The organism is Burkholderiaceae bacterium (assembly GCA_024235995.1).
Classification (GTDB): domain Bacteria; phylum Pseudomonadota; class Gammaproteobacteria; order Burkholderiales; family Burkholderiaceae_C; genus Ottowia.
In genome coordinates this window covers 2454952-2470132 of record JACKLI010000001.1, presented here as the reverse complement: position 1 = coordinate 2470132, position 15181 = coordinate 2454952, and the positions used below count along the sequence as shown (strand labels likewise).

Sequence of the window (15181 nt, the reverse complement as noted above, 5' to 3'; positions counted from 1 at the left end):
ACCACCCTCACTATCACCAAAAGGACGCGAGACATGAACCCCCATCACGCACCGGTTTCCCTGGCCCGCCGCCGCCTGCCGCTGCTGCTGTCCGGCCTGCTGCTGGGCCTTGCCGCCCTGGGCACGGCCCACGCCGACCAGCTCGACACCATCACCGCCGCCAAAAAACTGCGCGTGGCCATCGACCTGGCCGTGCCGCCCTACGGCATGAAGGACGACAAGCTCAACCCCACCGGCTCCGACGTCGAGACCGCGCAACTGCTGGCCAAGGACCTGGGGCTGGAACTGGAGATCGTGCCCACCACCGGCGCCAACCGCATCCCCTTCCTGCAGACCGACAAGGCGGACATCGTGATCTCCAGCCTCTCGGTCACGCCCGAGCGCGAGAAGGTGATCGACTTCTCCGTGCCCTACGCCGCCATCATGACGGTGGTCGGAGCGCCCAAGAGCATGGTGATCAAGAGCGCAGCCGACCTTTCTGGCAAGAAGGTCATTGCCACGCGCGGTACCACCAATGACCAGGAACTCACCAAGATCATCCCCAAGGACGCCACCTTGGTGCGCTTCGAGGATGACGCCACCAGCATCACCGCCGTGGTCAGCGGCCAGGCCGACATCTTTGCCACCGCGCCCGCGCTGCTCAAGGTCATCAACGAGAAGAACCCCGCCAAGCAGATGGAGGTGAAGTTCATCATGAAGACCTACATGCTGGCCATCGGCTTGCGCAAGGGCGAGCCGCGGCTGAAGGACAAGGTCGACGCCTGGGTGCGCGCCAACCTGAAGAACGGCCAACTCAACGCCATCTACAAGAAGTTCCACGGCGCCGACCTGCCCGAGGACGTCACGCGCAACGGCGCCTGAACTGCCGCGCCGCATCGTCATGAGCCTTAGCCAGATCGACCAGGTCGAGATCGCGCAGATCGACATCGCGCCGAAAGTGCGGCGCACCGACGCCATCCAGGCCTTCGTCACGCAAGAGACGGTGCTCGTCACCGTGCGCTGCAGCGATGGCTCGGTTGGCACCGGCTACACCTACACCATCGGCACCGGCGGCTCGTCCATCGTCGCGCTGCTGCGCGACCACCTGGCGCCGCGGCTGATCGGGCGCGACCCGCAGCAGTTCGAGGCGATCTGGCGCGACCTGTTCTTCCACACCCACGCCACCGCGGTCGGCGCGATCACCAGCCTGGCGCTGGCGGCCGTCGACACCGCGCTGTGGGACCGCAACGCCCGCGTGGCCGGCCTGCCGCTGTGGCGGCTGGCCGGCGGCGCCAAGCCCTGCGTGCCGGTCTACACGACCGAAGGCGGCTGGCTGCACCTGGAGCCCGCGCAATTGGTCGAGCAGACCCTGGCGGCGCGCGAGGAAGGCTTTCAGGGCGCCAAGATCAAGGTTGGCAAGCCGCGGCTGGCGCAGGACATGCAACGCCTGGGCGCCGTGCGCGCGGCCGTCGGCGACGACTTCGAGCTGATGGTCGACGCCAACCAGAGCTTCACGCTGGCCGAGGCGATCCGGCGTGCGCACGGCTACGCCACGCTCGACCTCGCATGGTTCGAGGAGCCGATGCCGGCCGAGCACGTGGCCGCCCATGCGCAATTGCTGGCCAGCACCAGCGTGCCGGTGGCGGTCGGCGAGTCGATGTACCACCCGGCGCAGTTCGCCGAGTACCTGCGCCAGGGCGCCTGCTCGATCGTCCAGGCCGACGTCGCGCGCGTTGGCGGCATCACGCCGTGGCTCAAGATCGCGCACCTGGCCGAAGCGCACGGCATCGCGATCTGCCCGCATTTCCTGATGGAGCTGCACGTCAGCCTGTGCGCCGCCGTGCCCAACTCGCGCTGGGTGGAATACATCCCGCAACTCGACGACCTGACGAGCAGCCGCCTGCTCATCCAGGATGGCTGCGCCCAAGCACCGCAAACCCCTGGCCTGGGCATCGAATGGGATGCGTCGCAACTGAAGGCACGGCGCAAGTTCGATCCGATCGTCGTCACCCGCTCTTGAAGCGCGCTCAACCATGTCACCCAACCCGCAAGCCGCCCCCTCCGATTCGAACAGCGAGCGCCTGTGCCGCTGCTACACCGGCGTCGTCCACGACGTCATGCGAGCGATGGGGCAGTCCAACTTCACACTGCCGCCGGAGATCCGGCCCATCATTCCCGAGGCCGCGATCGCCGGCCCCGCCTTCACCATCGACGGCGAGGTGCGGCCCGGCGCCGATGCCCACGAAACGCTGCTCGCGTGGACCGGCCTGCTGTCGCAATGTCCGGCCGGCCACATCTGGAGCGCGCAACCCAACGACCGCATCGTGGCCCACATGGGCGAGCTGTCGGCGGAGACGCTGAAGAACAAGGGTGTGCTCGGCTGCGTCGTGGACGGTTTCGTGCGCGACACGAATTTCCTGCTCGACATCGGCTTTCAGTCCTGGTGCCGCGGCTTCACCCCGCGCGACGTGGTCGGCCATTGGCTGCCGCGGGCGACCGGCATCGACATCCGCATCGGCGAGGTCGTGATCGAACCCGGCGACTATCTGGTCGGCGACCGCGACGGCATGATCCGCGTGCCCAAGGCGCTGCTTTCGGACGTGCTCGAGCAGTCCGAAGCCGCCATGGCCACCGAAAGCAAGGTGCGCCGCGCCATTCTCGACGGCGTCGACCCGCAGCAGGCCTATCTTCGCTACGGCAAGTTCTGAGAGGCGTCACCACCATGACAACCATCGACCCCCGGCTTCTCCAAATCGACCCGTCCGACAACATCCTGGTCGCGCGCGCACGCCTGGCCGCCGGCGAGGCGATCGAGATCGGCGCCGCGCGCGTCACGCTGGCTTCCGATCTGCCGATCGGCCACAAGCTGGCCGGCCGCCGCATCGCGGCGGGCGAAAAGATCCTGAAATACGGCGCGCCCATCGGGTCGGCAACCGCCGACATCGCACCCGGCGAGCATGTTCATGTGCACAACATGAAAAGCGAATACACGCCGACGTACCACCTGGGCGACGCCAAGACAAACCAGCACTGACATCCGAAGGAACACCATGAGCACGATGACGGGTTATTTGAGGAAGGACGGCCGCAAAGGCATTCGCAATGTCGCCATCGTGGCCTACCTGGTCGAATGCGCGCACCACGTCGCGCGCGAAATCGCGCAATCGTTTCACGACCGCGACGTGCAGGTGATCGGCTTTCCGGGCTGCTTTCCCAACAAGTACGCGCAGCAGATGATGGAGCGGCTGGCCACCCACCCCAACGTCGGCGCGGTGCTGCTGGTGTCGCTGGGCTGCGAAAGCTTCAACCGCTACGCGCTGGCACAAGCGGTTCGCGACAGCGGCCGTCCGGTGCACACGATCACGATCCAGGAAACGGGCGGAACCCGTTCATCGATTGCCGCGGGGCGCCAATGGATTGAAGAACAGCTGCCAGCACTGGCGGCCGTCCCCAGGGTGCCGATGGCGTTGTCCGAACTCGTGATCGGAACCATCTGCGGCGGCTCCGACGGCACTTCGGGCATCACCGGCAACCCGGCCGCCGGCCGCGCCTTCGACCAGTTCGTCAGCGAAGGTGCCGCCTGCATCTTCGAGGAGACCGGCGAGCTGATCGGCTGCGAACACATCATGGCCGCACGCGCCGTGACGCCTGAGCTGGGCGTGGAGCTCGAGGCCTCGGTCGCCAAGGCGGCGCGCTACTACGCGACGCTGGGCTATGGCTCGTTCGCCGCGGGCAACGCCGATGGCGGGCTGTCGACGATCGAGGAAAAATCGATGGGTGCCTACGCCAAGTCGGGCGCGTCGCCGATCTCGGGCCTCATCAAGCCCGGCGACGTGCCCCCGCACGGCGGGCTGTTCCTGCTCGACGTGGTGCCCGACGGCGAGGTGCGCTTCGGTTTTCCCAACATCAGCGACAACGCCGAAATCGCCGAATTGATCGCGTGCGGCAGCCATGCCGTGCTGTTCGTCACCGGCCGCGGATCGGTGGTTGGCTCGCCGATCTCGCCGGTCGTCAAGATCTGCGCGAATCCGGAGACCTATCGCCGGATGTCCGAAGACATGGACGTCAACGCCGGCGCCATCCTCGAAGGCAAGGCAACGCTGGACGAGGTGGGTCGGCAGATCCACGACCTGGTCGTCTCGCTGGCGGACGGTAAGCGCACGGTTTCGGAAGAACTGGGCCACCAGGAATTCATTCTGACCTACAAGACCTTCGAGCCGATCGGTCCAGCCTGCATGCCCGCAAACTGATGCCCTCGCCCAGGCGCGCCGGCCGGAATCGATCAAACCCATGAAGATCAGGTCGCTCCAGATCCGGGCCGCGCGGCTCGCCCGCGAGGTCGCCGGAGCGGACCAGTTGCAGGGCGCCAGGCGCCCGCGCGGCATCGAGTTTTTGGTCTACACGATCGCGACCGAATGCGGCCGCAGCGCGTCGATGTTCGGCTTTGCCGGCGCCAGCGCCATCGGGTCTGCGCACCTGGCGGCCTCGCTCGGGCCCTTTCTCGCCGGGCGTGACGTGCACGACCGCGAGTTGCTGTGGCACGACTTCCGCGTCCAGGACCGCTTCTGGAGTCTGCTTCCGATCTACATCTACGGCCCGATCGATGCCTGCCTGTGGCTGCTCGCCGCCGAGGCCGCGCAACTGCCGCTGTACAAGTACATCGGCGCCTGCCGCGACCGCGTGCCGGTCTACGTCAGCTCGATGTTCCATCAAGGCGCCGAAGCCTACGTCGCGGAAGCGCTGGCGGTGCAGGCGGCGGGCTATGCGGCCTACAAGCTCCATCCGCCGGGCAAGTCGGTCGACGAAGACCTCGACATTCACGCCGCCGTGCGCCAGGCCGTTGGCGCGCGCTATCCGCTGATGAGCGATCCCGTCGCGCGCCTGACGTTGCCCCAGGCCTTGCGTTACGGCCGCAGGCTCGAGGAGCTGGACTACCTCTGGCTCGAGGAGCCGATGGCCGATGAGAACATCACGGCGCTGCGCGAGCTGACGCGCCAGCTGGACATCGCCGTCGTGGGCACCGAGGTGATCGCCAAACACCCGTACAGCGTGGCCGACTGCATCGCCACCCAGGTCGTCGACGCCGTCCGCGCCGACGTGAGCTGGTCGGGCGGCATCACGGCCGTGCTCAAGACCGCGCATCTGGCCGAAGCGTTCAACGTGAACTGCGAGTTGCACTCGACCATCCTGCACCCGCTCGAGCTGGTCAACCTTCACCTGTGCGCGGCGATCCAGAACTGCAGCTACCTCGAGCTGCTCTGGCCCGTCGAGGATTTTGCGTTCGGCCTGAAGGGCGGGCTCCCGATCGCAGCCGGCGTGGCGACCCTCCCCGACGCTCCCGGCCTGGGCCGGGAACTCGACTGGGACCTGATCGACGACGCGACCACGCTGGTCATTTGACCGCCTCGCGCGCCCAGGTTTGGATCGTGCCGGGCCTTCGGCGGCCGTGCAGGTGGGCTGATCGACAGCCCTACCCCAGCAACGCCTGCCGCGTGATCAGCAGCACCTGATCGTCGCCCGCGCTGGTGGGCAGCCAGAACACCGGCAGGTGCGCAAAGGCGGCCTCGAAGTGCTCGCGCTCGTTGCCGATCTCCAGCACCAGCACGGCGTCTTCGCTCATGCGCTCGGGGGCATCGCGCAGCAGGCGGCGGATGAAGTCCATGCCATCGGGGCCGCCGGCCAGGGCCAGCGGGGGCTCGGCGCGGTATTCCGGCGGCAGGCGCGCCATGCTTTGCGCGTTGACGTAAGGCGGGTTGCACAGGATCAGGTCCCAGGGGCCGGGGCAGGCGGTGAGGCCGTCGGACTCGATCAGTTGCACGCGCTCCTGCAGGCCGTGCTTTTCGACGTTGATGCGCGCCACGGCCAGGGCGTCGGGCGAGAGGTCGGCGCCGGTTACGGCCACCTCGGGCCAGGCCATGGCGGCCAGGCAGGCCAGGCTGCCGTTGCCGGTGCACAGGTCCAGCACGCGGCGCGTGCGGTCGCTCAGCCAGGGGTCGATGCCGCCGTCGGCCAACAGTTCGGCGATGAAGCTGCGCGGCACGATGGCGCGCTCGTCCACGTAGAACGGCACGCCGGCCAGCCAGGCCTCGCGCGTGAGGTAGGCGGCGGGCTTGCGAGTGGCGATGCGTTCATCAAAAAGTGTAGCTACCTGGGCTTGAATGGCGGGGGCTACGGCCTGATTTTTTATGGAACCGGGCTCGTCGCCCAGCAGACTGTCCAGCGGCAGGCCCAGGCGCCACAGCACCAGCCAGGCGGCCTCGTCGTGGGCGTTGGTGGTGCCGTGGCCGAAAGCCACGCCGGCGGCCGCCAACTGCGCGGCGCCGCGAGCAATGAGCTGGCCGACGGTGGTGGTGGGAGGCGGCGGTGCGTTCATGACATCGACAAGACAAATGTTGGATTCTGATGGAAGCGCCGCGGCGCGTGCTTGCCCTACACTTGCCGGCCAACGCTCCCGCCCCACCCGCCCGGCATGTCCACCGTCTTCAACTTCACCTTCGTGCCCTGGTTCCGCTCGGTCGCGCCCTACATCCACATGCACCGCGGCAAGACCTTCGTGGTGGGGCTGGTGGGTGAGGCGATCGCGGCGGGCAAGCTGGCGGCCATTGCCACCGACCTGGCGCTGATCCAGAGCATGGGCGTCAAGCTGGTGCTGGTGCACGGCTTTCGCCCGCAGATCAACGAGCAGCTGGCCACCAAGGGCCACGCGCCGCAGTACTCGCACGGCCAGCGCATCACCGACGCGGTGGCGCTGGACTGCGCGCAGGAGGCCGCCGGGCAGCTGCGCTTCGAGATCGAGGCCGCCTTCAGCCAGGGGCTGCCCAACACGCCGATGGCGGGCTCCACGGTGCGCGTCATCTCGGGCAACTTCATCACCGCGCGGCCGCTGGGCATCATCGACGGGGTGGACTTCAAGAGCACGGGCGTGGTGCGCAAGGTGGACGTGGCGGGCATCCGCCGCTCGCTGGACGGCGGGGCCATGGTGCTGCTGTCGCCGTTCGGCTTTTCACCCACGGGCGAGGCTTTCAACCTGGCGATGGAGGAAGTGGCCACCTCGGTGGCCACCGCGCTGCAGGCCGACAAGCTGCTGTTTCTGACCGAAACGCCCGGCCTGCGCATGCGCCCCGGCGAGCCCGAGTCGGACGACAACCCGATCGACACCGAAATCCCGCTGGCCCAGGCGCGCGCCCTGCTGGCGCGCCTGCCCAAGCCCGACAAGCCCACCGACGAGGGCTTTTACCTGCGCCACTGCGTCAGCGCCTGCGAGCACGGCGTGGAGCGCAGCCACATCCTGCCCTACGCCCGCGACGGCGCGCTGCTGCTGGAGATTTACGTGCACGACGGCATCGGCACCATGGTGGTGGACGAAAAGCTGGAGAGCCTGCGCGAGGCCGACTCGGACGACGTGGGCGGCATCCTGCAGCTGATCGAGCCGTTCGAGAAGGACGGCACCCTGGTCAAGCGCAGCCGCACCGACATCGAGCGCGACATCGGCAACTACACGGTGCTGGAGCACGACGGCGTGATCTTTGCCTGCGCCGCGCTCTACCCCTACCCCGACGCCGGCACGGCCGAGATGGCCGCGCTCACCGTCTCGCCGCAAAGCCAGGGCCAGGGCGACGGCGAGAAGGTCCTGAAGCGCGTGGAGCAGCGCGCCCGCCTGATGGGCCTGAAAAGCATCTTCGTGCTGACCACGCGCACCATGCACTGGTTCATCAAGCGCGGCTTTCAGCCGGTGGACCCGGACTGGCTGCCCGACGCGCGCAAGCGCAAGTACAACTGGGACCGGCGCAGCCAGGTGCTGGTCAAGGAACTCTGAAATCCATAGCTGCTTGCGCAGATGGTATGCGGGCTGGAGGCTTTTTTGATTCATAAAATCCTCCGTCCGGTACTGGCGACCGCTCCATGAGCGCCCCGCTCGACCCTCCCGGCACCGAGGCCTTCGACCTGCTGGCCACCATGGTGGCGCTGGTGCGCCCCGATGGCCGCTGCGAGGCGGTCAACTCGGCGCTGGAAAACGCCCTGTGCCAGTCGCGCCGCAAGCTGGTGCAGGGCCAGGCGCCCGACTGGCTCGTCGATCCGGCGCCGCTGCACGACGCGCTGCAGCGCGCGGGCCAGATGATCGTCAGCCGCTTCGAGGCCACGCTGCGCGGCCCCGCGCCGGGCGCGCGCGAGGTGCCGGTGCACGTCATCGTCAGCCCGCTGGAGCGCGGCGGCGCGGGCGCCCGCGTGCTGCTGGAGATGATCGAGATCGAACAGCAGGCGCGCCAGGACCGCGAGGAGCGCACGCACCGGCTGGCGCGCGAGCAGAAGGAGCTGCTGCGCAACCTGGCGCACGAGGTCAAGAACCCGCTGGGCGGCATCCGCGGCGCGGCGCAGCTGCTGGCCATGGAGGCGTCCTCGCGCGGGTTTGTGGGCAGCGCCGAGTACACCGACGTCATCATCCACGAGGCCGACCGCCTGCAGGCGTTGGTCGACCGGCTGCTGGCGCCGCACCAGCACGCGCCGATGTTCGCCGAGGTCAACATCCACGAGATCTGCGAGCGCGTGCGCGCGGTGGTGCTGGCCGAGTTTCCCCGCGGGCTGGACATCCGGCGTGACTACGACGCCTCGCTGCCCGAGCTGCGCGGCGACCGCGAGCGGCTGATCCAGGCGCTGCTGAACGTGGTGCGCAACGCCGCGCAGGCGCTGGGCGCGCGCATCGCCGCCGGCGACGCGGTCATCACGCTGCGCACGCGCGTGGCGCGCCAGCGCACGCTGGGCCAGCGGCGCTTTCGGCTGGCCATCGAGCTGCAGGTGCAGGACAACGGCCCCGGCGTGCCGCCCGAGCTGCGCGAGCGCATCTTCCAGCCCCTGGTGTCGGGGCGCGAGGGCGGCACCGGGCTGGGGCTGGCGCTGGCACAAACCTTGCTGCAGCAGCACGAGGGCACGATCGAATACGAGAGCGCGCCCGGGGCGACGCGGTTCAGGCTGCTGATCCCCGTGCGCTGAAGGACCAGACATGAAACCCATCTGGGTCATCGACGACGACCAATCCATCCGCTTCGTGCTGCAGCGCGCGCTGGAGCGCGAGCAGTTGCCGGTGCGCCTGTTCACCGACCCGCGCGAGCTGCTGGCCGCGCTGGACGCCGGCGACACGCCGCAGGTGCTGGTCAGCGACATCCGCATGCCCGGCGGCAGTGGCATCGAGCTGCTGGCCGAGGTCAAGCGCCGCCAGCCGGCGCTGCCGGTCATCATCATGACGGCCTACACCGACCTGGACAGCGCCGTCGGCGCGTTCCAGGGCGGCGCCTTCGAATACCTGCCCAAGCCCTTCGACGTGGCACGGGCGGTCGAGCTGGTGCGCCGCGCCATCGGCGAGAGCCGGCGCGAGGACGTGGCCGAGGCCGGCACGCTGGCCATGCCGCAGATGCTGGGCCAGGCACCGGCCATGCAGGAGGTGTTTCGCGCCATCGGCCGGCTGGGCCAAAGCCAGGCCACGGTGCTGGTCACCGGCGCCAGCGGCACCGGCAAGGAGCTGGTGGCGCTGGCCCTGCACCGCCACAGCCGGCGTGCGGGCGGCCCCTTCGTGGCCATCAACACCGCGGCCGTGCCCCGGGACCTGCTGGAAAGCGAGCTGTTCGGCCACGAGAGGGGCGCCTTCACCGGCGCGCAGGCCATGCGGCGCGGGCGCTTCGAGCAGGCCGCCGGCGGCACGCTGTTTCTGGACGAGATCGGCGACATGCCGCTGGAGCTGCAGACGCGCCTGCTGCGCGTACTCAGCGACGGGCAGTTCTACCGCGTGGGCGGCCACCAGCCGCTGCGGGTGGATGCGCGCATCATCGCCGCCACGCACCAGGACCTGGAAGAGCGCGTGCGCCAGGGCAGCTTTCGCGAAGACCTGTACCACCGCCTGAACGTCATCCGCCTGCGCCTGCCGCCGCTGCGCGAGCGCCGCGAGGACATCCCCGAGCTGGCGCGCTTTTTTCTGGCCCGCAGCGCCCACGAGCTGGGCGTGGAAGCCAAGCGCATCGCCGACGCCGCGCTGGCACGGCTGACGAATTTCGACTTTCCGGGCAACGTGCGCCAGCTCGAGAACCTGTGCCGCTGGCTCACGGTGATGGCGCCCACGCAGGTCATCCAGCCCGAAGACCTGCCGGCCGACCTGTTCGGCACCGCAGCGCCTCCCGCAGTGCCGACGCGCGCCGAAAGCCCGATCACCCCATCCGCCGTGGCCGCCAGCGATGACGCCGCCGACGCGCCCGCCGACTGGGCCGCCGCCCTCGCCCACGAGGCGCGCGCGCGCCTGCAGGCCGGCGAGCCCGAGGTCTGGAAGCGCCTGGCCGACCGCTTCGAGGGCGAGCTGCTGCGCACCGCCCTGGCCCTCACAAACGGCCGCCGCGCCGAGGCGGCGCAAAAGCTCGGCATCGGGCGCAACACCATCACCCGCAAGATGCAGGAGCTGGGGCTGGACGACTGACGCTCCGCGCCATGCACGCAAACGTGCATGGCACGCCCATCGGCCTGCACGCATGTGGTGCAAAGGGGCGACATACCCGGCGGCGCACCCGCCTGAAAGGCACTGGCACGTCTTTTGCTTGATGTGATGAAACCGAATTCATCACACCAGGAAAGAGCATGCCCCGACCTCTGCCCTCCTCGATCCCGCATCTGTTGGCCACCAGCATGCTGGGCGCCAGTTTCGGTGCCTGGGCGCAGGCCAGCGATGCGCCCCCGGCAGCCGCCCCGCCCGAGCACAGCCTGAGCTTCAACGTCGGGCTGGCCAGCGACTACCGCTATCGCGGCATCTCGCAAAGCCGGCTCGATCCCGCCGTCAGCGCGGGGGTCGACTACAGCCACGCCAGCGGCCTGTATGTTGGCACCTGGCTGTCCTCCGTCCGCTGGATCAAGGACAGCGGCGGCAACGCCCCGGCCGAGTGGGACCTGTACGGCGGCTACAAGGGCAGCGCCGGCCCGGTGGCCTACGACGTGGGCCTGCTGCGCTACCAGTACCCCAACGCCCAGCTGGCCGTCAGCCCCAACACCACCGAAATCTACGGCGCGCTGACCTATGGCGTGGCGACGCTGAAGTACTCGCACGCGCTGACCAACCTGTTCGGGGTGGCCGACAGCAAGGGCAGCGGCTATCTCGACCTGAGCGCCAGCTTCGATCTGGGCGACGGCTGGTCCGTGGTGCCCCACGTCGGCCGCCAATGGGTGCGCCACAACGGCGCGCTGGCCTACACCGACTACGCCGTCACGCTGAACAAGGACTTCGGCCAGGGCTTGTCGGCCAGCGCCGCCCTGATCGGCACCAACGCCGACCGGGCGCTGTACGCCACGCCGGCGGGGCGCTTCACCGGCCGCACCGCGCTGGTCGTCGGCCTGAAATACACGTTTTGATCAAAAACCACGTCCAGCCCGCATGCAAAGAGCGCAAGTAGCTATCAAAAAGGAAGCATCATGAAATGGGTCACCACCATCATCAAACCCTTCAAGCTCGAGGAGGTGCGCGAGGCGCTGGCCGCGCTCGGCGTGGCGGGCCTCACGGTCACCGAGGTCAAGGGTTTTGGCCGCCAGAAGGGCCACACCGAGCTGTACCGCGGCGCCGAGTACGTGGTCGACTTTCTGCCCAAGATCAAGATCGAGACCGCCGTCACCGACGACGAGCTGGAGCGCGTGATCGAGGCCATCGAGCAAAGCGCCCGCACCGGCAAGATCGGCGACGGCAAGATCTTCGTCACCCCGCTCGAGCAGGCCATCCGCATCCGCACCGGCGAGACCGGCCCCGAAGCCCTTTGATGGCGCGCCCCAGGAGCCCAAGACCATGAAACGCACTGCCCTCCTCCTGCTGGCGTTGCTGCTGGCCGCCCCGGCCTTTGCCGCCGACGCTCCCGCGCCCGCCCTCAACAGCGGCGACACCGCCTGGATGCTGACCTCCACCCTGCTGGTGATCCTGATGACCATCCCCGGCCTGGCGCTGTTCTACGGTGGCCTGGCGCGCAGCAAGAACATGCTGAGCGTGCTGGTGCAGGTGTTCGTCATCTTCTCGCTCGTCACCCTGCTGTGGGCCGTGTACGGCTACAGCCTGGCCTTCAGCGGCGAGGGCAACTTCGTCGGCGGCCTGGACAAGCTGTTCCTCAGGGGCGTCACGCCCGACACCTTCGGCGCGCTGCCCACCATCCCCGAATACGTGTTCCTGGCTTTTCAGGGCACCTTCGCGGCCATCACCGTCGCACTGACGGTGGGCGCCTTTGCCGAGCGCGCGCGCTTTGCGGCCGTGCTGCTGTTTGCGGTGCTGTGGTTCACCCTCAGCTACGTGCCCATCGCCCACATGGTGTGGGGCGGCGGCCTGCTGGCCAAGGACGGCGCGCTGGACTTTGCCGGCGGCACCGTGGTGCACATCAACGCCGGCATCGCGGGCCTGGTGGGCGCGTACATGGTGGGCAAGCGCATCGGCTTCGGCCGCGAATCGATGGCGCCGCACAGCCTGACGCTGACCATGGTCGGCGCCTCGCTGCTGTGGGTGGGCTGGTTCGGCTTCAACGCCGGCTCGGCGGGCGCGGCCAACGGCCAGGCCGGCCTGGCCTTCGTCACCACCGTGCTGGCCACGGCGGCGGCCACGCTGTCGTGGAGCGCCGCCGAAGCGCTGCACAAGGGCAAGGCCTCGATGCTGGGCGCGGCCTCGGGCGCCGTCGCCGGCCTGGTGGCAGTCACGCCGGCCGCTGGCTTCGTCGGCCCCATGGGCGCCATCGTCATCGGCGCGGTGGCCGGCGTGGTGTGCCTGTGGGGCGTGGGCGGCCTCAAGCGCATGCTGAAGGTGGACGATGCGTTCGACGTGTTCGGCGTGCACGGCGTGGGCGGCATCGTCGGCGCGCTGCTGACCGGCGTGTTTGCCGCGCCCGGCCTGGGCGGCACGCAGGGCGCCGACTTTGCCATGGCGCACCAGGTGTGGGTGCAAACCAAGAGCGTGCTGATGACCGTGGCGTGGTCGGGCGTGACGGCCTTCATCGCCTTCAAGGTGGCTGACCTGGCGCTGGGCCTGCGCGTCAGCGAGGAAGACGAACGCCAGGGCCTGGACATCGCCAGCCACGGCGAGACGGCCTACGTGCGCTGATCCGGAGTGGGGAAAACCGCGGCTCGACGAAAGCCGCGGCCGCGCTACATTCAAGTCTCTCGAAATCAAGCACAAGGAGACGCCTCGATGCCCAACCCCCGCCCCCTCACCCGTCGCCACATCGCCCAGGCCGGCCTGGGCCTGCTGGCCGCCAGCGCCCTGGGCGCGCGCGCCCAGGGCGCGTGGCCGACCAGGCCGGTGCGCATCGTCGTCGGCTTTTCGGCCGGCGGCACCACCGACGTGGTGGCGCGCCTGATGGCCAAGGAGCTGACCGAGGCGCTGGGCCAGACCTTCGTGGTCGAGAACAAGGCCGGCGGCGGCAGCAACATCGCCACCGACCTGGTGCGCGTGGCCGAGCCCGACGGCTACACCCTGCTGATGATGGCCGTCACCAGCACCATCAACCAGACGCTGTACAAGAACATCAAGTTCAACCTGGACCGCGACTTCGACGGCGTGGCCCTGTGCGCCAAGATGCCCAACATCCTGGTGGTCAACCCCAGCGTGCCGGCCAGGACCGTGCCCGAGTTCATCGCCTGGCTGAAGACGCAGGGCGACAAGGTGTCCTACGCCTCCTCCGGCAGCGGCACCTCGATCCACATGGCGGGCGAGCTGTTCAAGGTGCGCACCGGCACCCACGCGGTGCACGTGCCCTACAAGGGCAGCGCGCCGGCGCTGACCGACCTGATGGGCGGGCAGGTGCAGTACATGTTCGACAACATGATCTCGTCCTGGCCCCACGTGCAAAACGGCAAGCTGCGCGCGCTGGCCGTCACCACCAAGAAGCGCTCGGCCTCGGCGCCCGACGTGCCGACGATGGAAGAAAGCGGCGTGGCCCCGTTCGACGTCACCTCCTGGTTCGGCCTGGTCGCGCCCAAGGGCACGCCCAAGGCGGTGCTGGACAAGGTGAACCAGGTGGTCAACGCCGCCTTCGACAAGCCCGAGATCGTGCAGGCCTACGCCAAGCTGGGCGCCGTGTCCGAGAAGAACAGCCCGCGCGACTTCAGCCGCTTCATCCACGACGAGGTGAACAACTGGGCGCCGGTGGTCAAGGCCTCGGGGGCGCAGGTGGATTGAGCCGCACCCGCTGCGACGACGGCCTGCGGCATGAACCCCATATGCCCAGGCCTATAGGGCCGCCCGCGTGGCGCCACACAATGCATGCATGACCACGACCTGCGCGCTGGACGACTGTCTGCAACGCCTGCCCCAGGCAGACGGCGTGCTGGTGCAGGTGGCCGAAACGAAGGGCTCGGCTCCGCGCGAGCCGGGCGCCTGGATGGTGGTGTGGCCTGACGCCCTGACGGGCACCATCGGCGGCGGCAACCTGGAGTTCGACGCCGTGGCCCAGGCCCGGGCCATGCTGCGGGGGCAGGCTGGCGCCCCCGCCCATGGTGAGATGCGGCGCTTTGCGCTGGGTCCCAGCCTGGGCCAGTGCTGCGGCGGCATCGTGATGCTGCGCTTCGAGCGCGTGGGAGCGGCCGACGCCCCGGCGCTGCGCCGGCGCCTGAGCCTGAACCTGGCACCGCTGGCCTTGTTCGGCGGCGGCCACGTGGGCCATGCCCTGGTGCGCGTGCTGTGCACCCTGCCCTACGCCGTGCGCTGGATCGACAGCCGCGACGAGGTGTTTCCGCCCGCCCTGCCGGCCCAGGTGCGCACCGAGCACAGCGACCCCATCCAGGCCGCGGTGCGCGAGCTGGCGCCCGACAGCCGCGTGCTGATCATGAGCTTCAGCCACGCCGAGGACCTGGACATCGTCATCGCCTGCCTGCAGCGCCTGCGCGAGCGCGACGACCTGCCCTACATCGGCCTGATCGGCAGCAAGACCAAGTGGGCCACCTTTCGCCACCGCCTGTCGGCGCGCGGCTTCAGCGAGGCCGAGCAGGCGCGCGTCACCTGCCCGATCGGCATTCCCGGCATCACCGGCAAGGAGCCGGAGGTCATTGCCGTCGCCACGGCGGCGCAGCTGCTGCTGCAGGCGCCGCCTGCGACCAGCACCACGTCCTGAGCGCGCCGGCGCGCCCTGTCGCTGGACCGGCTCGGGTTAACCCGCGTGTTATACGGCCTGCAACATACCGAGTATGAGAGGGTGGGTATCCACCTTGCAGC

General features: G+C 69.1%; 15 protein-coding genes. 14 read left to right on the top strand and 1 reads right to left on the bottom strand.

Going from position 1 to position 15181, the window contains the following annotated elements; translation table 11 throughout:
- The first annotated feature begins 33 nt into the window (after positions 1-33).
- The 6 genes from H6927_11845 to H6927_11820 are packed head-to-tail and all read left to right on the top strand — an operon-like array spanning position 34 to position 5379.
- Complete coding sequence (locus tag H6927_11845; GenBank protein MCP5218789.1) at positions 34-861, top strand: transporter substrate-binding domain-containing protein; 828 nt, start codon at positions 34-36, stop codon at positions 859-861.
- Between the two features lie 19 nt (positions 862-880).
- Positions 881-1999 carry a mandelate racemase/muconate lactonizing enzyme family protein gene (locus H6927_11840; protein MCP5218788.1) on the top strand — a complete coding sequence of 373 codons (1119 nt, stop codon included), beginning with the start codon at positions 881-883 and terminating at the stop codon, positions 1997-1999.
- 13 nt (positions 2000-2012) lie between these two features.
- The gene (locus H6927_11835; protein ID MCP5218787.1) at positions 2013-2687 is read left to right on the top strand and encodes an RraA family protein; all 675 of its coding nucleotides are present in this window, start codon (positions 2013-2015) and stop codon (positions 2685-2687) included.
- 14 nt (positions 2688-2701) lie between these two features.
- A complete protein-coding gene (locus H6927_11830) occupies positions 2702-3013 on the top strand; it encodes a UxaA family hydrolase (protein MCP5218786.1) in 312 nt (103 codons plus the stop codon).
- 25 nt (positions 3014-3038) lie between these two features.
- The gene (locus H6927_11825) at positions 3039-4229 is read left to right on the top strand and encodes a UxaA family hydrolase (protein ID MCP5218785.1); all 1191 of its coding nucleotides are present in this window, start codon (positions 3039-3041) and stop codon (positions 4227-4229) included.
- 40 nt (positions 4230-4269) lie between these two features.
- The gene (locus tag H6927_11820; GenBank protein MCP5218784.1) at positions 4270-5379 is read left to right on the top strand and encodes a mandelate racemase; all 1110 of its coding nucleotides are present in this window, start codon (positions 4270-4272) and stop codon (positions 5377-5379) included.
- 70 nt (positions 5380-5449) lie between these two features.
- On the opposite strand, the gene prmB is transcribed toward H6927_11820, so the two are convergent.
- Positions 5450-6352, bottom strand: a complete 903-nt coding sequence (gene prmB, locus H6927_11815) for a 50S ribosomal protein L3 N(5)-glutamine methyltransferase (GenBank protein MCP5218783.1) — start codon at positions 6350-6352, stop codon at positions 5450-5452.
- A gap of 96 nt (positions 6353-6448) precedes the next feature.
- On the opposite strand from prmB, the gene argA reads away from it, so the two are divergent.
- The 8 genes from argA (at position 6449) to xdhC (ending at position 15080) form a co-directional block, all read left to right on the top strand.
- The gene (gene argA, locus H6927_11810) at positions 6449-7795 is read left to right on the top strand and encodes an amino-acid N-acetyltransferase (GenBank protein MCP5218782.1); all 1347 of its coding nucleotides are present in this window, start codon (positions 6449-6451) and stop codon (positions 7793-7795) included.
- Positions 7796-7881: 86 nt separating this feature from the next.
- Positions 7882-8967, top strand: a complete 1086-nt coding sequence (locus H6927_11805) for a PAS domain-containing sensor histidine kinase (GenBank protein MCP5218781.1) — start codon at positions 7882-7884, stop codon at positions 8965-8967.
- Between the two features lie 10 nt (positions 8968-8977).
- Positions 8978-10435, top strand: a complete 1458-nt coding sequence (gene ntrC, locus H6927_11800) for a nitrogen regulation protein NR(I) (GenBank protein MCP5218780.1) — start codon at positions 8978-8980, stop codon at positions 10433-10435.
- Positions 10436-10593: 158 nt separating this feature from the next.
- Entirely contained in the window at positions 10594-11358 is a 765-nt protein-coding gene (locus tag H6927_11795; protein ID MCP5218779.1) for a hypothetical protein, read from the top strand.
- Between the two features lie 60 nt (positions 11359-11418).
- A complete protein-coding gene (gene glnK, locus H6927_11790) occupies positions 11419-11757 on the top strand; it encodes a P-II family nitrogen regulator (protein ID MCP5218778.1) in 339 nt (112 codons plus the stop codon).
- 25 nt (positions 11758-11782) lie between these two features.
- A complete protein-coding gene (gene amt / locus H6927_11785) occupies positions 11783-13072 on the top strand; it encodes an ammonium transporter (GenBank protein MCP5218777.1) in 1290 nt (429 codons plus the stop codon).
- 87 nt (positions 13073-13159) lie between these two features.
- Complete coding sequence (locus tag H6927_11780) at positions 13160-14149, top strand: tripartite tricarboxylate transporter substrate binding protein (protein MCP5218776.1); 990 nt, start codon at positions 13160-13162, stop codon at positions 14147-14149.
- An 88-nt stretch (positions 14150-14237) separates the two neighbouring features.
- Positions 14238-15080 (top strand): xanthine dehydrogenase accessory protein XdhC, encoded by an 843-nt coding sequence (xdhC, locus tag H6927_11775; protein MCP5218775.1) that lies wholly within the window; start codon positions 14238-14240, stop codon positions 15078-15080.
- Positions 15081-15181 lie beyond the last annotated feature (101 nt).